This is a genomic window from Mycobacterium barrassiae, from assembly GCF_025822765.1.
In the GTDB taxonomy this organism is placed as follows: domain Bacteria; phylum Actinomycetota; class Actinomycetes; order Mycobacteriales; family Mycobacteriaceae; genus Mycobacterium; species Mycobacterium barrassiae.
This window is the reverse complement of sequence record NZ_JACKUK010000023.1, coordinates 1-19,774: the sequence shown is the minus strand read 5'-3', so window position 1 is coordinate 19,774 and position 19,774 is coordinate 1. Positions and strand designations below refer to the sequence as shown.

The following is a 19,774-nucleotide window of genomic DNA, read 5'->3' as shown; positions in this document are numbered from 1 at the left end:
CCGAATCAGCCGGAGAGGCCGGCGGCCCACGGGTACGACTTCAGGTACGGGTCCGGCTCGATGGGTCCGGGCGACTCCCAGATCGTGTAGATCAGGCCGTCCGGGCGGATCTCGCCGATGCGTGCCGTCTTGGTGATGTGGTTGTTCTCGCCGTCGATGGTGACGAGGCCCTCGGGCGCATCGAACGTGACACCGCCCGCGTTCTCCTGGATCGCCGCCACGTCGAACGACTTCGCCTTCTCGACGGTGTTCTTCCACAGGTACACCGAGACGTAGGCCGCCTCCATCGGATCCGAGGTCGGCTTGTTGGCGCCGTACTTGGCCTTGTAGGCCTTGACGAATGCGTCGTTCACGGGGGTGTCGATCGTCTGGTAGTAGTTCCAGGCCGTCAGCTGGCCGGTGATGTTCTGGACACCGATGCCGCCGACCTCTTCCTCGGCGATCGACACCGACACCACGGGCATTGCCTGCGGCGTCAGGCCGACGTTCTTGTACTCGCGGAAGAACGCCACGTTCGAGTCGCCGTTGAGCGTGTTGAACACGGCGTCGGCGTCGGCGGTGCGGACCTTGTTGACGATGGTCGAGAAATCCGTCGAGCCCAGCGGGGTGTAGTCCTCACCCTTGATCTCGATGCCGTTGGCCTCGGCGTAGGCCTTGATGATCCGGTTGGCCGTCTGCGGGAACACGTAGTCACTGCCGACGAGGTAGAGGGACTTGACGCCCTTTTCCTTCAGGTAGTCCAACGCGGGCACGATCTGCTGGTTGGTCGTGGCGCCGGTGTAGAAGATGTTCTTCGACGACTCCAGACCCTCGTACTGGACGGGGTAGTACAGCAGCGCGTTGGCGCTCTCGAACACCGGCAGCATCGCCTTGCGGCTCGACGAGGTCCACCCGCCGAACACCGCGGCCACGCAGTCGCTGCTGATCAGCTTCTCGGCCTTCTCGGCGAACACCGTCGGCTCCGAGGCGCCGTCCTCACCGATGATCTGGATCTGCTTGCCCAGCACACCGCCGGCTTCGTTGATCTGCTCGACGGCCAACGCGATGGCGTCGCGCACCGTCACTTCGGAGATCGCCATCGTTCCCGACAGCGAGTTCAGCGAGCCCACCTTGATCGTCGGACCCGAGGTGTCCACGCACGACTCCGCGCTTGCCGAATCGGATTCGGTCGCTTTGCTACCGCAGCCCGCCAGCAGCAGCGCGCTCGCGGCGAGGATGCTTCCCGTCGCAAGCGCCGACCTTCTCACCGAGGAGCGTCGTGGTAATCGCATTGACAGCCTTTCCCTTTGTCACCAGCGCACATCGGCGGTTGGTGTCGACTGAAGTGCAGAATTTGTGACACCGCCGGGTGTCGAATCGGGACGTTAGAGCGGCGAAGTTTCTTTTAAATTTCTGCGTGTGACGAACAAATTAACCTGTAGGCAGACAGGTGTTGGTTTGCCGTTGGTGGGTACCGCCGGAGCCGATCTTTCGTCCATGTAACGGTCGGGTACGGTGCGGCGATGTGACCAACATGCGAAGAGCGATATCCATGGTCGGGGCCGCGCTGGTGCTGGCGGCAGGTTCACTTGCGGTCAGTCAAGCTACGGGGAACGCGCAGCCATCCGAACCGAACGTCAAGTACGTCGTCACCGCGGACGCACCGCTGAGTTTCGACATCAACTATGTGACCAGTTCGCCCGCGGACCTCAAGGCCTTCAACGCCGACGCCGCCGCCTACTCGACGCGGGGCAGCTTCGTGGTGCCGTGGGAGAGCACCGTGACGCTCACCGATCCGCAGTGGGCGTACATCAGCGTGGCTCGCGCAGGCCATGCCATGGAGGCTCCGCCGAACGCGCATTGCGAGATCTGGGTCGACGGCCAGTTGGCTGTGCAGAACACGGGTCCCACCACGGCCTTCTGCCAGCTCGGTCGCTGGTAAGTCCCGCGATCACGTAGTCCCCAAGGGAGACAACAAAAAAGAAGGGGTGTACGAACCCCTTCCACTTTCAACATATAGCGCAGTGGGGGTCTTGCCGCAAGACCCCCGTCATGGCGCACAATCGGCAACCCAACGAAGTAACCAGCCGAAATGGGGGGCCGGAAATGCGAGTGTTGTTGTCGACGTGGGGGTCGCGCGGAGACGTCGAGCCGATGTTCGCCTTGGCGGTGCAGTTGCAAGCACGAGGCGTCGATGTGCTCCTCTGCGCGCCACCTGATTTCGCGGAGCAGGCCGCGCGCATCGGTGTCCCGATGAGGGCGGCCGGAAAGTCAGTGCGGGCGCTGGTGCACGGTGGTGCAGGCAACAAGCCGTCGACGCCCGCCGACGCGCCGCGCGTGGCGGCCGAATTGGTGGCCAGTCAGTTCGAGACGGTAGCGCCCGCCGCAGAGGGTTGCGACGCGATCGTGGCGACGGGCCTGATGCCTGCCGGCCAGCGCTCGATCGCCGAGTCTCTCGGCATCTACTACGCGTGTGTGGCGTTCATGCCGGGCGTGTTGCCCTCGCCGCATCAGACGCCTCTGTCGCGGCCCGGCCGCCCGTTCCCGCCGAGCGCGACGAACAAGGAGTTGTGGGAGGTCGACGCTGAACGTGTGCAGGCGCTCTATGGCGCTCCGCTGAACGCGCACCGGGCGGCGCTCGGGCTACCGCCGGTGGACAACGTCCGCGATCACGTCCACACCGACCGACCGTGGCTCGCGGCGGACCCGATCCTCGCGCCGTGGCCGGGTTCGCCCGACTTCGACGTCGTGCAGACGGGCGCGTGGATCCTGCCCGACACCCGTCCGCTGCCCGCAGAGCTGACCGCGTTCCTCGAGGCCGGCACTCCGCCGGTGTACGTGGGCTTCAGCAGCGTGCGGGCGCCGGAGGACGTCGCCTCGGTGGCCGTCGAGGCGATCCGCGCACAGGGCCACCGCGTGCTGATCTCGCGCGGCTGGGCCGACTTGGAACCGATCGACGATCGGGACGACTGCCTGGTGATCGGCGAGGTCAACCTCCAGGCGCTGTTCCCACGGGTCGCGGCCGTCGTCCATCACGGTGGGGCGGGCACCACGACGACGGCGGCGCGGGCAGGGGTGCCCCAAGTGGTGGTGCCGCAGATCGCTGATCAGCCGTATTGGGCCGGCCGGGTCGCCGCACTGGGGATCGGGGCGGCGCACGACGGCGCGAATCCGACGCGCGAGTCGTTGTCCGCTGCGCTCGCCACGGCACTGGCCCCGGATGTACGCGCGCGGGCCGCGGAGGTGGCCGGCACGATCCGCGGCGATGGTGCGGCGGTCGCGGCGAAGCTACTGGTCGATGCCGTCAGCGGCGTGGGCGCCGGGGCGTCGTTGCCTTGACATCGCCTCGAACATCAGTTCGAATAGACATATGCGGTGGGACGGCCAGGGGGTGGGCGTCGACGACGGCGCGCTGCCCGGTCTGCAGCGGATGGGCTTCATCCGCAGCGTTCGGTCGCCACAGTTCGAGGGGATGACGTTCCACGAGATCCTGTGCAAGTCAGCGTTGAACAAGGTGCCGAACGCAGCGATGCTGCCGTTCCGGTACACCGTCAACGGCTACCGCGGCTGTTCGCACGCCTGCCGCTACTGCTTCGCGCGCCCCACCCACGAGTACCTGGATCTGGACCCGGGCGCGGACTTCGACACGCAGGTCGTGGTGAAGACGAACGTGGCCGAGGTGCTACGGCGCGAGCTGTCGCGACGGTCGTGGCAGCGGGAGACCGTCGCGCTCGGTACCAACACCGATCCGTATCAACGCGCCGAGGGGCGTTACGCGCTGATGCCGGGAATCATTGCGGCGCTTGCCGATTCCGGTACGCCGTTCTCGATCCTGACCAAGGGCACGCTGTTGCGTCGCGATCTGCCGCTGATCACGGAGGCGGCTCGGCGTGTCGACGTGAGTGTCGCGGTGTCGCTGGCCGTCGGCGATCCCGACTTGCACAAGGACGTCGAACCGGGGACGCCGACACCGCAGGCCCGCCTCGGGCTCATTTCCGCGGTGCGCGAGGCGGGGCTGGACTGCCACGTGATGGTGGCGCCGGTCCTGCCGCACCTGACGGACTCCGTGGCGCATCTCGATGCGCTGCTGGGTGAGATCGCCGCGGTGGGAGCGACGGGGGTGACGGCGTTCGGACTGCACCTGAGGGGGTCGACGCGCGGGTGGTTCATGGCGTGGCTGGCGCGGTCGCATCCCGAACTGGTCGCGGTGTATCGCGAGTTGTACGGTCGCGGAGCGTATCTGCCGTCGGACTACAAGAAGATGCTGCACGACAGGGTGACTCCGCTCATCGCCAAGCACGGCCTGGCGCCCGACCGTCGGCCGTTTCGTGCCGCAGCGGCTCCGGCCGTCGACTGCGCCGAGGCGTTGCAACCCACGCTCTTCTAACGCCGAAACTGCTCACAGATCGCGGATTTCCGCGGCATCGCGATCTCTCAGCAGTCTCGGCGGAGGGTTAGCCCTTGTTGCGCTTCACCTGATTGAACGGCACCCCGCGGTCCGCGGCATACTCGCGGGGGAAGCCGAGCACGCGTTCACCGATGATGTTGCGCGCGATCTCGGTGGTACCGCCGCCGAGCGCCGCCGCCTGCCGCGACAGGTACCGCTCGCCATAGCGGAACATCTCGTCGCCGACGTCGACGACGCCCGAACTCGCGGTAAGCGAAATCGCCGTGTCGAACTCCAGGTGGTGCACATCGGCGTGCGTGACGCGAATGATCGAGCCCGCGGCCGGCGGCAGCGAGCCGTCGAGGACGCCGTGATACACGTGGTCGATGAGCTGTTCGCGCACCGCACGGTGCACCAGCGCGCGACCGGCGAGCTCCTGCGCCCGCTCGCTGTCCGCCTGACCCGTCGCCTCCAGCAGCGCGACGTAGTCGATCGGCACGTCGGACTTGCCTTCGGCGCCAATGCCGCTCGCGAATTCCGACCCGCCGCCGACGGCGCGGCGCTCGTGGTAGAGCTGCCGGGAGGCGACGTGCCAGCCGCCGTTGACCTCGCCGACGACGGCGTCGTCACCGAGCTCGAGGTTGTCGAAGAACTCCTCGCAGAACTCGACCGAGCCGTTCACCTGCTTGATGCGCCGCAGCGTGATGCCCTCGCTCTTGATGGGCACCAGGAACATGGTCAGACCCTCGTGCTTGGGCACATCCCAGTCGGTGCGGGCGAGCATCAACCCGTAGTCGGCGGCGAACGCGCTGGTGCTCCAGGTCTTGGCGCCGTTGATCACCCACTTGTCACCTTTGCGGTCCGCGCGGGTGATGACGCCTGCGAGATCCGACCCGCCGCTGGGCTCCGAGAGGAGCTGCACCAGTACCTCGTCACCCCGCAGGGCGGCCGAGATGTGTTGCTGTTTCTGCTCTTCGGAGCCGGTGTCGAGGATTGTCGCGGCGCAGATGGTGAAGGTCGGGGTGTTCAGGATGACCGGCAGTTCGTAGCAGCGCGATTCATTGTTGAACGCCTTCTGATACGCGATCGGCAGGCCGAGGCCTCCGTACTCGCGGGGGAAGCAGATCCCGGCGAACCCACCGTCGTACAGCTTGCGCTGCAATTCACGGGCACGCTGCCACGGTTCCTCTTCGCCACGGTCATGCTCGGGCGGGTTGGCCGGGTCGATCGGGGGCATGTTCTCCGCCAACCATTTTCGGGCCCTGGCCGCGAACTCCTCGACCGACTCCGTCGTCTCGGTAGGCGCCTGCGCGGTTTCCGTCACGATGCCTGCTCCAGGTTCTTGGTCAGCGCGTACACGCGGAGGTTGTGGTCCTCGGGGGTGCCGTACAGCGAGCGGTACAGCGTCACCCGCCGCAGAAATATGTGCAAGTCGTGCTCCCAGGTCACACCGATGCCGCCGTGCAGTTGGATGCAGTCCTGCAACATGCCCGGAGCATGTTCGCCGACATAGGATTTCGCGACGCTGACGGCCATCTCGGCGCCGGGGGAGCGCGCGGCGACCTCGGCGACCGCAGCGTTTGTCGTCGCCCGACACGACTCGAACGAGATCTTCAGGTCGGCGTACTTGTGCTTCAGCGCCTGATACGAGCCGATGGGCCGGCCGAACGAGTGCCGGTCGAACCCCCACTGGATGGTGAAGTCGAGCACCGTCTCCAGAATGCCGACGGTCTCCGCGCACTGCAGAATCGCGGCGATCTGGCTCTGCCGCGCGATGAGTGCCGGGGTCTGTTCGGCAGAGCCGACGACCGCGGAGGCGTCCACCTCGACGCCGTCGAATTGCACTCGGGCATAGGTCTTCACCATGTCGATCGACCGCTGCGATTCGACCGTGACCCCGGATGCGTCCGTCGGGACGAGGAACTGTCGTGCCGCTCCGTCGCAGTTCGCCACCACCAGCAGCACCGCGCTTTCGGCGCCCGCCTCGACGCGGTCCTTCACCCCGTCGATGCGGTATCCGGTGTCGGTGCGCGTCGCGGTCACCGACGCGTCCAGGGGTGACCACTGTTTACCCGGTTCGTAGACGGCCCAGGACGCCACGATCTCGCCCGAGATCAGGGATTCGATTGTCTGCTCGTGATTCTCGGGTGCTTCTGCCAACGCGGCCAGTACCACGCTGACGGGATGCAGCGGACCCGGTGCGACGGTCCGGCCGCACAGTTCGGCCACCAGCGCGAGGTCTGCGACACCGTCACCGGACACACTGCCGCCGCCGAGTTCCTCGGGCACCAGCAGGCTGGTCCAGCCGAGTTCGGCGGCGCGCCGCCACCAGTCGCTCTCGAACGGTGTTCCGGCGTCGTGGAGTTCGCGAACCCGGGCCAGCGAGGCGCCCTTTTCGAGGAACGACTGGGTGGTCGAGGCGAACAGCAGCCGTTCTGGGTTTACGACGTCGGTCACGGCGCGGGCTCACTTTCACTGACGCGTGAAGTGCGTGCCGGAAGACCGACACGCACGTTCACGACGGTTGCCGTTGGGGTCAGGCGGGGATGACGAGCGCGGGAACGTCGGGGTTGTGGACGATCTCGTTCGGCACCTTGAACAAGTCGATCATATTGCCGCCCATGACCTTTCGCTGGCCCTCCTCGTCGAGGCCCTGCAGGTCGTCGATCAGGTGGGTGGGCTCGGCCAACCCCTCGGGATGGGGCCAGTCGGAACCGAAGATCACCCGGTCGACGCCGAGCAGGTCGGCCATCTTCGCGAAGTCGTCCTCCCAGAACGGCGCGACGTAGACACCGCGCTTGAACGCGGCGATCGGCTCCTCGGGGAACTCCTGCGGCATCTTCTTGTAGGTGCTCTCGAACTGCTTGAACAGGTAGGGCACCCAATCCGCACCGTTCTCGATGGACAGAACCCGCAGATCGGGGTTGCGGGTCAATGCACCGTGACAGACCAAGGCTGCCATCGAATCCTCGATGGGCCGCTTGCCCATCGAAACCATGCGAAATGCGGTGGGCTTGAACGGCAGGTACTCGTCGGCGGGTTCCCAGTCGTTGAGGTATTCGGCGTAACCCGAGTCGGATGCGTGCATCGACACCGGGATGCCGGCCTTGACGCAGGCCTGCCAGAACGGGTCGAACTCGGGCAGCCCGAACGAGCGTGTGCCTCCGACACCGGGCACGGGCGCCGGACGCACGAGGACGGTCTTGGCGCCGCGCTCCAGACACCATTCGAGTTCTTCGAGCGCGCGGTCGATGATCCCGAGGTTGATCACGGGGGTTGAGAAGATCCGGTCCTCGTAGTTGAACTGCCACGTCTCGTACATCCACTGATTGAGCGCGTGGATGACGTCGGCGATGAGCGCCGGGTCGTCCTTCATGCGCTCCTCGACGAGGCTGGCCAACGTCGGGAACATCAGCGAGTAGTCGAGTCCGAGCCCGTCCATCACCTCCAGCCGCGCCGCGGGCTCACGGAACGCCGGGATGGCCTTCATCGGCTTGCCCATCACCTCGCGGAAGCTCTTGCCGCCGCTGCCGTGGCGGAAGTACTCCTCCTGTGCGCCGGGCCTGGCGACCACCTCGAACGTGGGGTTCGGGATGTAATCGCTGACCTGGTTGCGAACCATGATCTTGGTGCGGCCGCGCACCTCGATGTAGTCGATGACGTGCTTGCGGTGGTCCGGCAAGAACTGCGTCAGGGCCTCTTTGGGCTCATAGAAGTGGTTGTCGGCGTCGAACACCGGATAGGGGAGCGCGCGGGTCATGATTTCGCCTCCTGGGAATTTTGACTGGCTGTGGTGGTAATGACATTACCACTTCAGGACCAGCGAAAACACCGCCCCTGGTCGAGGTGATTTTCATGCGGTGCAGTGCAGGTCAGGCGGGGTCGCGGGCGGTGAGGCTGCTGACGCAGAAGTCGTAGATGTGGTCAGCCTCGACGGGGACACCGTTGAGTTCGGCGCCGAGCACGCGCAGCCGCATGGCGCCCAGCACCGACTGCATGATCAGCGCCGCGGTCGCGTCGATGTCGATGTCGGCGCGGAAGGCGCCCTCGTCGATGCCGCTGCGGATGATGTCTTTGATCAGCTCGTGCACCGGGGCGAGCACGCGGGCGTACTCGCTGGGCAGCGCCTCGGCCAGGCGGTCGTTGTAGAACGTTAGGCCCCGGTTGACCTTGTCCTGCGTCGTGGTCTCCGCGGGCGTGCAGATGCGGTCGATGAGGATCCGCAGGGCATCGGCGGCGGGCAGGCCGGCGGTGTCCTCGCGCCACTTACGCGTCGACTCCGACATGATCTTGTCGACCAGCGCCAGGAGCAACTCATCCTTGGTGGAGAAGTGCTGGTAGAACGACCGCAGCGAGGTCTTGGACCGTTCCACGACCTCCAGCACCGTGAAATCGGTACGACCGGTTTCGCCGAGAATCGCCAACGCCGACTTCATGAACCGCTTCGGGCGTGATTCCGGGTCCAGGTCGACGACCCCGTCCGCCGCCGGGCGGGCAGCCGTGCCCGGCGACCGACCGCTGCGCTTGGCCATGGGTCACCTTCCCGGTTGCTTGTTCACGACTGTCGGTAACGACGTTACCGCTTTTGTCGATCCTCGGTTACTGTTCCCACCCATGACCACAGACTCAGCGCAGACGCCGTGGACCGTCGAGAGCCTCCTCGACCTGTTCGATGTGAAGCCGGACGGCGAGAACAAGTTCATCGCCGAGGTGGGTCCCGCCGGGCAGGATGATCGCCAGGTCGTCGAGGGAACGCAGGTGCTTGCCCAGGCGATTGTCGCTGTGGCCAAACGCTTCCCGGCCAAGTCGGTGCGCTCGGTGTCCGCGGTGTTCGCCCGTGCGGTCATGGTGGGTGCGGGTCCGGTGGAGTTGGAGTTGGACGTGGTGAGCGAAGGTCGGTCGACGGCCACTGCGATCGTCGCGGCCAAGCAGAACGGCAAGCGGTGCATCACCGCGACCGTGCTCACCGACGTCCCCACCGCCGACGTCATCCGCCACCACCTGCCGCGACCTCAGGTCGTAGGTCCCGACGACGCGAACGTGTGCGAGATGCCGATGACCGGACGACAGGTGCGCCTGGTCGACGTCGTCGACGTGAACAGCCCCGACGAGGTGGGACCGCCCGAGCTGTATGCCTGGCTGCATTACGACCCGATTCCCGCGCGCGATGATCTGGCCAAGGCATTGATCGCGTATTTCACCGGCCACCTTGGTATTTCGACGACAATGCGGGCACACGAAGGTATCGGAACCGCGCAGTCGCATCTGACCGTGTCGACGGCGCCGATGACCGTGACGGTCAGCTTCCACGAGCCGTTCTCGTGGGACGGCTGGCTGCTCTACACCCACGAGAGCACCCAGGTGGGTGCGGGCATGTCCTACGTGCGCGGCACCGTTCACACGGAGAGCGGTGAGCTGATCGCATCGTTCAGCCAGGACGGGTTGATCCGTCCGCTGCGTACCACCGACACCGCGATCAAAGAACAGTCGCGGCTCTAGCGCGAGCAGACGCAAATTCACCCGACACGCCGTCAAAGTGGGCAACTTTGTGTCTGCTCGCGGGGGTCTAGCCGGGCCCCTCAGATCTTCAGATAGCCCTTGTCCGCGGGGATCTGAGCCGCCGTCACAAGTGACGACGCGTCGCTGGCCAGCCACAGCACGATGTCGGACACCAGATCCGGCGCGGCCAGCGAGTCGGTGGGCAGCGCGCCCGGCGAGAAGCTGTGGATGAAGTTCTGGTGGTCGGCGAACAGTTGCCACATGGACGGGTCGTTGCCCATCGGGGTGTCGGTGCCGTAGGGATGGACCGAGTTGACCCGAATTCCGAACTCACCCAGCTCGACCGCAAGCGAGTTCGTCAGCGCAACGACGCCGAACTTGCTTGCGCAGTAATGGCCGCAGCCCGGTACCGCCTTGATGCCTGCCGCCGAGCTGATGTTGATGATCGATCCGCCGTTAGCCGCCTCGATCATCGCGGGGACCACCGCCTTGAGGGTGTTCCACACGCCTGTCAGGTTGGTGTCGATGACCTCTTGAAACTGTCGGGCCGAAATCTCCCACAGCCGACCCCAATTCAGCACACCGGCATTGGCGACGACGATGTCGAGCCGGCCGAACTGCTCGATCGCGTCAGACACCACCCGCTGTTGGCCCTCGAGATCGCGCACGTCGACCTCTTCGGCGCGGATCTTTCGGCCCTCGCCCTCGACCAGGTTTACCGTCTCGGCGAGGTCCTCGGGCAGCGACGGGGGATAACCGTTGTGTTCGGCGACGGGCGCACATGCGTCGATCGCGACGATGTCGGCGCCCGCTCGCGCCAACCGAACGCAGTGTGAACGACCTTGTCCGCGCGCCGCTCCCGTGACATAGGCGACCTTGCCCGCCAACGGTTTGTCTTCAGCCATGGTCGACATCGTGCGCGTGATGGACGATGTCGTGCAAGTGGTAAACCGCAATCGAGGCGATTGTGAACTCGCTGCCGTTACTGCGAAGGCCGCGCCGTGACCACGCGTCGACGGGAACGCTCGTGTATGTGTCGGCGACGGTCTTGGCCGCATCGACCAACTCGTTGGCGACCGCGGCCGGATCCTGTGCGCCGTAGTTGTCGGCCAGCGCCGTCGCATCCTGATCCCAGTTCGGAAACAGCGGTTCGTGTTCGTCGAGCATCAGCCGGACTCGATGGTTGAAGATGCGGTGCACGTCGCGGATATGGCAGCCGTACTCCAGTGTCGACCACACCGTCGGCCGCGGACGCTCTCTGGCGTCGGCGCGCGCCAGTCGGGGCACCCACTGGGCCGCATCGGTGCGGATGGCCTCGGCGACGTCGGTGTGGTGCACCGTCTCCGGATCGAATCCGCAATCGGGGCATGGGTGCGATAGGACCCACGTCCAGTCCTTGGTGTCGGGTTCGATGGGGTCGCGCTCCGGCGTCACCCGATCAGTGTGGCAGCTGTGTCGCGGATCTGGATACGAGCGAGCTGTGCGGCGAAATCTAGCCCAGGTCGTTGGTGGCGAAGGTGTCGCAGCTGGCGATGTCGCCGGTGCGATACCCCTCGGTGAACCACTTCTGCCGCTGCGCCGACGAGCCGTGCGTCCACGCCTCGGGATTGACGCGCCCGGTGGCGGCCCGCTGGATGCGGTCGTCGCCCACCGATGCCGCGGCGGACAACGCATCGGCAATGTCTTTGTCGCTCAACGGCTCCAGGAACGGGACGCCCGTGCTCTCCTGCTTGGTGATGGTCGCGTAGTGCGCCCAGATGCCCGCGTAGCAGTCGGCCTGCAACTCGGTGCGCACACCACCGCCGGTGGCGCCCTCCGGGTCTCGTTGCGCACGCACGAGCGTGCCCTCGAGGTTCTGCACGTGGTGGCCGTACTCGTGGGCGACGACGTATTCCTGCGCCAATGGCCCACCGCTGGAACCGAACTGGTCGCGCAGCACATCGAAGAAACCGACGTCGAAGTAGGCCGTGTGGTCGCCCGGGCAGTAGAAGGGCCCGACATCACTAGTCGCAGGACCGCACGCGGTCTGAATCTGATTGGTGAAGATCTCCATGCGCGGCCGTTTGTAGCCGGGCAGAAGCTGTTGCCACACCGCGTCCACCGAGTTGCCGGTCGCGATCACCCGGCACTGCACGATGTTGTTCGCGTCCTCGGCGGTCTTGCACTGGCTGGTGTCGAAGCCGGGTGTGGCGACGCCGCCGGTATCGATCTGCTGCTGCGGTATCACGGTGCTGGGGTCAACGCCGAGGAACAGTGCGACGACGAGGATCAGGAGCCCGCCGACGCCGCCGCCGACTGCGATGCCACGCCCTGGTCCCCGGCCTCCTCCGCTGGTCGAGGTGGTGCTGGTGTCGATTTCAATGCCTTCGCGGAAGGTCATCGCACACCTACTTTCTGGAACGGGAGCACCCGGCGCACGGGGCCTTGATCCAGCTTTGCACACTACGATTCAGGCGTGTCAGTCGTTGTCGGACATTCCCCCGTCGTGCATACCGACCTGGGCGATCTGCGCGGTACGACTGAAGGCGGCGTCGGAGTCTGGCGCGGCGTGCCTTACGCCGAGCAGCCGGTGGGGGATCGTCGATTCCTCGCGCCCGGGCCGCCGCAGCCCTGGAGCGGTGTGCGCGACGCGCTGGAACACGGCCCGCTTCCGCCGCAGAGCAAATCGTTCGTCGGCGGGGGTCGGGACGACCCGAAGGTGCGCGACGAAGCGTGCCTGACGCTGACGGTGTGGTCGCCGGACACCAGCGCGTCGCTTCCGGTGATGGTGTGGATTCCCGGTGGTGCGTTCGTGTACGGCGCGGGCCAGTTCCAGCTCTACAACGGTTCGCGGCTGGCGGCCAACGGAAACGTCGTGGTCGTCAACGTCACCTACCGGATCGGGGTGTTCGGCGGGTTCGAGCTTTCCGACTTGGGCGACGGGTTCGACGACAATCTCGCGCTGCGCGACCAGATGGCGGCGCTGCGCTGGATTCGCGACCACATCGCGGCGTTCGGCGGCGACCCCGATCGAGTGACGGTGTTCGGCGAGTCGGCGGGCGCCACCTCGGTCCTGGCGCTGCTGGCGAGCCCGGCGGCCAGGGGACTGTTCAGCCGGGCGATCGCGCAGAGCCCTGCGCTACCGCTGATCGCCGACCGGGAGATCCGGGCCAGACAGGCACACGACTTCCTGAAACGGCTGGGCGTCGAGGCCGCCGAAGTGAAGGCCCTGCCGCAACGCCAACTGCGGCGCGCCGCCGGCATGCTGCAGCTGAAGAGTGCGTCGCGGACACCGACTCTCGCGTACGGGCTGACGTACGGCGTTGACCTTCTGCCGCAGCATCCCGTCGACGCCGCCCGAGACGGCGCGATCGAGCGGATGCCGTTGATCGTCGGGACCAACAGCCACGAGGCGTCGATGTTCGCGTGGACGAAACCGCCGATGCTGCCGACCACGAAGGCGTCCATCGACGCGTACTTCGAGCGTGTCGCACCGGATGCCAAGCCGGAGGTGCTTGCCGCCTATCCGGACTATCCGAGGCGCGGGGCGCTGATCGCGTTCGGCTCCGATGTGATGTTCGGCGGGCCGGCGTGGGCGTTCGCCGACGCGTACAGCGCGATCGCGCCGACCCACATGTACCGGTTCGACCACGTCGGCTGGAGCCTGCGGGTGCTGGGACTTGGCGCTACGCACGGCAGCGAGATCGTGCACATCCAGCACAGCTACGCGTCGTTCATCGGGCGCAAGCTCCACCCGCTCGGGCGTCGTTTCCAGCCGCCGGTCGGCAAGCGCATGCAGCAAGCCTGGCTCGACTTCGCCGCCAAGGGGTGGGACACCGGGGAGATCGCATGGTCCAACGGCCACGACTGGCCGGTCTACGACACCGACCGGCGCTTCACCCGCATCATCATGACGGCCCGCGACACCGTGGTGCAGGATCCCGACGCCGAGCGCCGTAAGGCCTGGGCCGGGCTGTACTAGCCGGTGCTGGTGGATCAGCCGGGACCGTCACTTGCCGCCGCCAGCAGCGGCACCAGGACGTCGCTGATGGGCGCAGCCAGGCCGTGCTCGGCGGCTTTTCGGGAGATGACGCCGTTGCGGATATCCCATTCCAGCGGCCGCTGCGCTTCACGGTCGGTCAGCATCGACGTCGTGATGTCGGCAGGGACATTGCTGAACAGGCTCATGGTCTCGTCGATCACCTCATCGCCGAGGTTCGCCCCATCGGCGCGGGCAACCGCGAGGCATTCGGCCAGATAGCGCCGCGCCAGGGCTGCGACGTCGTCGCGCTGGAACATGCCCATGCGCCGTCCGGTGAGGACCATCAGCCCGACCACGGCGTTGACCAGCAGTTTGCGCCAGGCCGCGGTGATGAAGTCCGGGTCGAGGCCCACCGAGATTCCTGCACTGCCAAACAGCTCCGCCAGCTTCTTCGCCGCATCCGAAACGGGCAATACCAGCCGAACGCCGGTGCGTTGCCGTATCCACCCTCCTGGGTCCGGCTCGGCCGAGATCCAGATGGCGGCGGGTACGACCGATGACGACGGGCAGTACCGGCCCACCCGCTCCACCTGCTCGACGCCGTTCTGAAGCGCACATACCACCGTGCGGTCGTCGCACAGCCGGGCCAGCCACGCGCCTGCCTGCGCGTTCTGGGTGTCCTTGACCGCGAGGAGCACGACGTCGACGGTGTCGGTGATCCGGATGGGGTCCGTCAGCACGGGACCCGGTACGACGATCGGGGCGCCCTCGTCGGGCCTGACCTCGATGGACTCACGTGCGGTCCGCCCGCACAGGGTGACCTGGTGGCCCGCGGCATACAGCAGGGCGGCGATCGTCGAACCGATCGCACCGGGACCGACCAGTGCAATGCTGCCACCCACGAACGCCAAGCTACCGGCCTCGGCGGCCCCACTACACTGTGGCAGTCATCCCAACAGGCCATTCTCAGGAGAGTTCGTGCTGCGCAGTCATCCCGCCGGTTCGTTGCGGTCCGCCGACGCCGGTCAGAAGGTGACCCTCGCCGGCTGGGTAGCGCGTCGCCGCGACCACGGCGGCGTCATCTTCATCGACCTTCGCGATTCGTCCGGGGTGTCGCAGGTGGTGTTCCGTGAGGCGGACGTGCTGGCGGACGCGCACCGGCTGCGCGCGGAGTACTGCGTCGCCGTCGAGGGAGTCGTCGAGATTCGACCTGAGGGCAACGCCAATCCTGAAATCCCTACGGGCGACATCGAAGTGAACGCCACGGCGTTGACGGTCCTCGGTGAGAGCGCACCGCTGCCGTTCCAGCTCGACGAGCAGGCAGGTGAGGAAGCCCGGCTGAAGTACCGCTACCTCGACCTGCGTCGCGAGGGCCCCGGGAATGCGATTCGCTTGCGTTCCAAAGTGAATGCCGCGGCGCGCGAGGTGCTGGCGCGTCACGACTTCGTCGAGATCGAGACGCCGACGCTGACGCGCTCCACCCCCGAAGGGGCGCGGGACTTCCTGGTGCCCGCGCGGCTGCAGCCCGGCAGCTTCTACGCCCTGCCGCAGAGCCCGCAGCTGTTCAAGCAGCTGCTGATGGTGGCGGGCATGGAGCGCTACTACCAGATCGCCCGCTGCTATCGCGACGAGGATTTCCGCGCCGACCGCCAACCCGAATTCACCCAGCTCGACATGGAGATGAGTTTCGTCGAGGCCGACGATGTCATCGCGGTATCCGAGGAGATACTGAAGGCGTTGTGGGCGTTGATCGGCTACGACCTGCCGACGCCGCTCCCGCGGATCAGCTACGCCGAGGCGATGCGCCGGTTCGGCTCCGACAAGCCCGACCTGCGCTTCGGGCTGGAACTCGTCGAATGCACGGAGTACTTCTCCGACACCACTTTCCGGGTGTTCCAGGCGCCATACGTCGGTGCAGTCGTCATGCCGGGTGGCGCGTCGCAGCCGAGGCGCACACTCGACGGCTGGCAGGAATTCGCCAAACAGCGCGGGCACAAGGGGTTGGCATACGTGCTCGTCGCCGAGGACGGCACGCTCGGCGGGCCGGTGGCCAAGAACCTCACCGACGCCGAACGCGACGGGCTCGCAGCGCATGTCGGGGCGAAGCCGGGGGACTGCATCTTCTTCTCGGCGGGGACGGCGAAGTCGGCGCGTGCGCTGCTCGGCGCGACCCGCATCGAGATCGCCAAGCGACTCGACATGATCGACCCCGACGCGTGGGCATTCACCTGGGTGGTGGACTGGCCGCTGTTCGAGGCCGCCGACGAGGCCACTGCCGCAGGCGATGTGACGGTGGGATCTGGCGCGTGGACGGCCGTGCACCACGCGTTCACCGCGCCAAAACCGGAGTCGGAGGCGACGTTCGACACCGACCCCGGTTCGGCGTTGGCCAATGCGTACGACATCGTGTGCAACGGCAACGAGATCGGTGGTGGGTCGATCCGTATCCATCGTCGCGACGTGCAGGAGCGCGTGTTCGCGATGATGGGTATCGGCCATGACGAGGCGCAGGAGAAGTTCGGATTCCTGTTGGACGCCTTCATGTTCGGCGCACCGCCGCACGGTGGTATCGCGTTCGGCTGGGATCGCATCACCGCCCTGCTCGCAGGCTTCGACTCGATCCGCGAGGTCATCGCGTTCCCGAAGTCCGGTGGCGGCGTCGACCCACTGACCGATGCGCCCGCGCCGATCACCCCGCAGCAGCGCAAGGAATCGGGAATCGACGCGAAACCCAAGTCCGACTAGGCGACCGACCAGTCGCATCCCGTCAGCTCGGCGGACAGCTCCCACAACCGGCGGGCCATCACGCGGTCGACAGCCTTGGGGCGCAACTTGGTCACCTTCGGCGGGCCCAGCTGATTGAACCGCGGCGCGAGATACGTACCGCTGGGCAGATCGGTCGACACCGCCTGCAGGCTGGCACGTGCACCCTGCTCGGGGGTGTGGAGCAGTCGCCGGATCCGGCGGTGCTCGCCCATGCCCATCGACCGGGTGATGTCGGTGTCCGTCGCACCGGGATCGGATGCGTAGGCGCGGATGCCGCGGGCAGCGAGTTCGCTGATAAACAGCAGGTTGGCCAATTTGGACTCGCCGTACGCGCTCCACTTCGAGTACCTGCGGATATGCCAGTTGAGATCCTCGAGGTGCAGCGTGCTCAACAGGTACGTCGCGCTCGCGACGGACACCACCCGGTCCTTGATCCGGTCACCGAGCAGACACGTCAATGCGAAATGCCCGAGGTGGTTCGTACCCATGTGGGCCTCGAAACCATCGACAGTGCGGGTCAATGGCATGCCCATCACTCCCGCGTTGTTCACCAGCACGTCAACGGATTCCACCGAATCGGCGAACGCTCGCACGCTGAAGAGGTCGGCCAGATCGAGGGCCGCCACCTCGACGTCGCCGCCGATCTCCGCTGCAGCGGCGCGGCCCTTGTCGACATCGCGGCAGGCAATCAGCACGCTGTGCCCGGCGGCGGCCAGCGCCGCCACAGTCGCCTTACCCACGCCGCTGTTGCCGCCGGTCACGATCACTCGCATGGCTGTTGATTATGCGGTGCGGAATACCTCCGGAATACTTGAGCCCGCGCTTGACTTAGATGAACAATGACCGAGATATCCGATTTCAAGTCGTTCAACGACGGCATCGTCGAGGAATTCCGCGCCAACGACGGCAAGGTCGGCGGCCCGTTCGAGGGCGCCACGCTGCTGATACTGCACACCACCGGCGCGAAGTCCGGCCAGACCAGGCTGTCGCCGCTGGCCTACTTCGAGGTCGACGGCAAGATCTACATCGTCGGGTCGTTCGCCGGCGCCGACAAGGATCCGGCGTGGGTGCACAACCTGCGGGCCAACCCGAACGCGCACATCGAGCTGGGAACTACCGAGTACGACGTCGTCGCCCGTGAACTTCCGCGCGCGGAGCGTGACGGGCTCTATCCGAAGGTGGTCGAGCGCGCGCCGGTGTTCGCCGAATACCAAGCCAAGACCAGCCGGATCATCCCGCTGTTCGAGCTCGAAAAAGCGTGATTTCGGCGTGCTAAGTCACGCTGAGCGAGACTCAACACGCCGAAATCGCTGGATTACAGCCGCTCGATGATCGTGGCGTTGGCCATGCCGCCGCCCTCACACATCGTCTGCAGCCCGTAGCGTCCGCCGCGCTGCTGCAGGGCATTGACAAGCGTCGTCATGAGACGCGCGCCGGATGCGCCCAGCGGGTGACCGATCGCGATCGCGCCGCCGTTGACGTTCGTCTTCGAAAGGTCCGCGCCGACGTCGTGCGCCCATGACATCACCACCGGGGCGAACGCCTCGTTGACCTCGAACAGGTCGATGTCCGCCAGCGTGAGTCCTGCTCTCTGCAAGACCTTTTCGGTCGCGGGGATGACGCCGGTCAGCATGTACAGCGGATCGGATCCCACCACGGTCGTCGTGTGAATACGGGCCAGCGGACGCAGCCCCCGCCGCTTGGCGACCTCACTCGTGGTGATCAGCACCGCGGCGCTGCCGTCGGACAGCGGCGACGAGTTACCCGGCGTGATCTCCCACTGGATCTGGGGGAAACGCGCCTCGTAGGCGGGGTTGTAGAACGCGGGCTTCAGACCCGCCAGCGTCTCCACCGTGGTGCCGGGACGAATGATCTCGTCGGTGGTGAGCCCCGCGATCGGAATCAGCTCGTTGTCGAAGCGGCCGTCTTTTGTTGCCTGCGCGGCCTTTTCGTGACTGCCCGCGGAGAACTCGTCGAGTTGCTGACGCGAGAAGCCCCATTTCGCCGCGATCAGTTCGGCGCTGATGCCCTGCGGCACAAGACCTTCCGGATACCGCTTCGCCATCGCGCCGAACGGGTCGCTGCCCGGCAGCACGCTCGAACCCATCGGCACCCGCGACATCGACTCGACCCCGCCCGCCACGACGATGTCGTACGCGCCGGCCAGCACGCCCTGGGCCGCGAAGCTGATCGCCTGCTGGCTGCTGCCGCACTGGCGGTCGACGGTCGTGCCGGGTACGGATTCGGGGAATCCGGCCGCCAGCAGCGCGTTGCGCCCGATGTTGACGGCCTGATCGCCCACCTGGGTGACGGCGCCGGTGATGACGTCGTCGATCTGCGCCGGGTCGACACCCGTGCGGTTCACCAGTTCGGTGAGGCTGTGAGCCAAGAGGTCGACGGGCAGCACGTCATGCAGTGCGCCGTTGGCCTTGCCTTTCCCGATCGGTGTGCGTACCGCCTCGACGATGACCGCATCGCGGCCTGCATATCCAGCCATTTCAGCCTCCTGAACTCACCACTGAGTAATGCTTCCTATACCCAGCTATAACACCTGGGTATACTTAAAACAACTCAGAGGGAGGGGACATTCCGTGACGATGCTGCAGGGCCGGCTGGCCGACCGCGACGCCTGGTCCGCGGTGGGTCAATGCCCCGTGGAGAAGACGATGGGCCTGTTGGGGACCAAATCGGCGATGCTGCTCATGCGCGAGGCGTACTACGGCACCACCCGGTTCGACGACTTCTGGCGCCGCATCGGTGTGACGAAGGCCGCAGCCGCCGCACGGCTCTCGGAGCTCGTGGAGGCCGGTCTGCTGGAACGGCGGCCGTACCAGGAGCCGGGTCAGCGCAGCCGCGACGAGTACGTGCTGACCGAGGCAGGCATCGACTTCATGCCGGTGGTTTTCGCGATGTTCGAGTGGGGCCGGCGTCACCTGTCCGACCACATGCCGCTGCGCCTGGCGCACGCCGACTGCGGTGCCCAAGCCGGCGTCGAGATCCGCTGCGAGAAGGGCCACCGCGTACCGGCCGACGAGCTGATCATCCGGGCGGTGCGAAGCTAGCTGGCTGTAGGTCGAGTCAAGTGTTTCAGCGGCCATAGGGGGTCTACGTCCCGTGCGGGGGCGTTTGGATGTTGTAGCAGTTGGCGTGCGTGTGTTGAGGGGCGGGAGCCTGGCGTCCAC

General features: G+C 66.4%; 19 protein-coding genes. 8 read left to right on the top strand and 11 right to left on the bottom strand.

Annotated elements, in window-relative coordinates:
- Positions 1-5: 5 nt before the first annotated feature.
- A complete protein-coding gene (gene urtA, locus H7J93_RS10345; protein WP_267306206.1) occupies positions 6-1,271 on the bottom strand; it encodes an urea ABC transporter substrate-binding protein in 1,266 nt (421 codons plus the stop codon).
- 242 nt (positions 1,272-1,513) lie between these two features.
- Here urtA and H7J93_RS10340 point away from each other — a divergent pair, with 242 nt between their 5' ends.
- The 3 genes from H7J93_RS10340 to H7J93_RS10330 all read left to right on the top strand — a co-directional run bounded on the left by H7J93_RS10340 (position 1,514) and on the right by H7J93_RS10330 (position 4,366).
- A complete protein-coding gene (locus H7J93_RS10340; RefSeq protein ID WP_267306959.1) occupies positions 1,514-1,921 on the top strand; it encodes an Rv2576c family protein in 408 nt (135 codons plus the stop codon).
- A 164-nt stretch (positions 1,922-2,085) separates the two neighbouring features.
- A complete protein-coding gene (locus H7J93_RS10335; protein ID WP_267306205.1) occupies positions 2,086-3,318 on the top strand; it encodes a glycosyltransferase in 1,233 nt (410 codons plus the stop codon).
- A gap of 31 nt (positions 3,319-3,349) precedes the next feature.
- The gene (locus H7J93_RS10330) at positions 3,350-4,366 is read left to right on the top strand and encodes an Rv2578c family radical SAM protein (RefSeq protein ID WP_267306204.1); all 1,017 of its coding nucleotides are present in this window, start codon (positions 3,350-3,352) and stop codon (positions 4,364-4,366) included.
- Positions 4,367-4,433: 67 nt separating this feature from the next.
- Here the strand turns inward: H7J93_RS10330 and H7J93_RS10325 are convergent, their stop codons facing one another.
- The 4 genes from H7J93_RS10325 to H7J93_RS10310 all read right to left on the bottom strand — a co-directional run bounded on the left by H7J93_RS10325 (position 4,434) and on the right by H7J93_RS10310 (position 8,898).
- Positions 4,434-5,690, bottom strand: a complete 1,257-nt coding sequence (locus H7J93_RS10325) for an acyl-CoA dehydrogenase family protein (protein ID WP_267306203.1) — start codon at positions 5,688-5,690, stop codon at positions 4,434-4,436.
- A complete protein-coding gene (locus H7J93_RS10320; RefSeq protein WP_267306202.1) occupies positions 5,687-6,823 on the bottom strand; it encodes an acyl-CoA dehydrogenase family protein in 1,137 nt (378 codons plus the stop codon). The genes H7J93_RS10325 and H7J93_RS10320 overlap by 4 nt, the downstream gene beginning before the upstream one ends.
- 79 nt (positions 6,824-6,902) lie before the next feature.
- Entirely contained in the window at positions 6,903-8,126 is a 1,224-nt protein-coding gene (locus H7J93_RS10315; protein WP_276021788.1) for an amidohydrolase family protein, read from the bottom strand.
- Between the two features lie 112 nt (positions 8,127-8,238).
- Positions 8,239-8,898, bottom strand: a complete 660-nt coding sequence (locus H7J93_RS10310; RefSeq protein WP_267306201.1) for a TetR/AcrR family transcriptional regulator — start codon at positions 8,896-8,898, stop codon at positions 8,239-8,241.
- A gap of 82 nt (positions 8,899-8,980) precedes the next feature.
- On the opposite strand from H7J93_RS10310, the gene H7J93_RS10305 reads away from it, so the two are divergent.
- Positions 8,981-9,865 (top strand): acyl-CoA thioesterase, encoded by an 885-nt coding sequence (locus H7J93_RS10305; RefSeq protein WP_267306200.1) that lies wholly within the window; start codon positions 8,981-8,983, stop codon positions 9,863-9,865.
- Positions 9,866-9,945: 80 nt separating this feature from the next.
- Here H7J93_RS10305 and H7J93_RS10300 read toward each other — a convergent pair whose 3' ends face one another.
- The 3 genes from H7J93_RS10300 to ypfJ are packed head-to-tail and all read right to left on the bottom strand — an operon-like array spanning position 9,946 to position 12,245.
- The gene (locus tag H7J93_RS10300; RefSeq protein ID WP_372507844.1) at positions 9,946-10,779 is read right to left on the bottom strand and encodes a mycofactocin-coupled SDR family oxidoreductase; all 834 of its coding nucleotides are present in this window, start codon (positions 10,777-10,779) and stop codon (positions 9,946-9,948) included.
- Positions 10,763-11,299 (bottom strand): DinB family protein, encoded by a 537-nt coding sequence (locus tag H7J93_RS10295; RefSeq protein ID WP_267306198.1) that lies wholly within the window; start codon positions 11,297-11,299, stop codon positions 10,763-10,765. Before H7J93_RS10295 ends, H7J93_RS10300 begins: the two co-directional genes overlap by 17 nt.
- A 58-nt stretch (positions 11,300-11,357) precedes the next feature.
- The gene (ypfJ, locus tag H7J93_RS10290) at positions 11,358-12,245 is read right to left on the bottom strand and encodes a KPN_02809 family neutral zinc metallopeptidase (protein WP_267306197.1); all 888 of its coding nucleotides are present in this window, start codon (positions 12,243-12,245) and stop codon (positions 11,358-11,360) included.
- A gap of 75 nt (positions 12,246-12,320) precedes the next feature.
- On the opposite strand from ypfJ, the gene H7J93_RS10285 reads away from it, so the two are divergent.
- Positions 12,321-13,826 (top strand): carboxylesterase/lipase family protein, encoded by a 1,506-nt coding sequence (locus H7J93_RS10285; protein ID WP_267306196.1) that lies wholly within the window; start codon positions 12,321-12,323, stop codon positions 13,824-13,826.
- Between the two features lie 14 nt (positions 13,827-13,840).
- Here H7J93_RS10285 and H7J93_RS10280 read toward each other — a convergent pair whose 3' ends face one another.
- The gene (locus H7J93_RS10280) at positions 13,841-14,728 is read right to left on the bottom strand and encodes an oxidoreductase (RefSeq protein WP_267306195.1); all 888 of its coding nucleotides are present in this window, start codon (positions 14,726-14,728) and stop codon (positions 13,841-13,843) included.
- A gap of 76 nt (positions 14,729-14,804) precedes the next feature.
- Between H7J93_RS10280 and aspS the strand changes: the two genes are divergently transcribed.
- Positions 14,805-16,571 carry an aspartate--tRNA ligase gene (gene aspS / locus H7J93_RS10275; protein ID WP_267306194.1) on the top strand — a complete coding sequence of 589 codons (1,767 nt, stop codon included), beginning with the start codon at positions 14,805-14,807 and terminating at the stop codon, positions 16,569-16,571.
- On the opposite strand, the gene H7J93_RS10270 is transcribed toward aspS, so the two are convergent.
- Positions 16,568-17,365 carry an SDR family NAD(P)-dependent oxidoreductase gene (locus tag H7J93_RS10270; RefSeq protein ID WP_267306193.1) on the bottom strand — a complete coding sequence of 266 codons (798 nt, stop codon included), beginning with the start codon at positions 17,363-17,365 and terminating at the stop codon, positions 16,568-16,570. The two genes, aspS and H7J93_RS10270, sit on opposite strands and share 4 nt — an antisense overlap.
- A 66-nt stretch (positions 17,366-17,431) precedes the next feature.
- On the opposite strand from H7J93_RS10270, the gene H7J93_RS10265 reads away from it, so the two are divergent.
- Positions 17,432-17,854 carry a nitroreductase family deazaflavin-dependent oxidoreductase gene (locus tag H7J93_RS10265; RefSeq protein ID WP_267306192.1) on the top strand — a complete coding sequence of 141 codons (423 nt, stop codon included), beginning with the start codon at positions 17,432-17,434 and terminating at the stop codon, positions 17,852-17,854.
- 53 nt (positions 17,855-17,907) lie between these two features.
- Here the strand turns inward: H7J93_RS10265 and H7J93_RS10260 are convergent, their stop codons facing one another.
- Entirely contained in the window at positions 17,908-19,089 is a 1,182-nt protein-coding gene (locus H7J93_RS10260) for a thiolase family protein (protein WP_267306191.1), read from the bottom strand.
- A gap of 94 nt (positions 19,090-19,183) precedes the next feature.
- Between H7J93_RS10260 and H7J93_RS10255 the strand changes: the two genes are divergently transcribed.
- Positions 19,184-19,654, top strand: a complete 471-nt coding sequence (locus tag H7J93_RS10255) for a winged helix-turn-helix transcriptional regulator (RefSeq protein ID WP_267306190.1) — start codon at positions 19,184-19,186, stop codon at positions 19,652-19,654.
- Positions 19,655-19,774 lie beyond the last annotated feature (120 nt).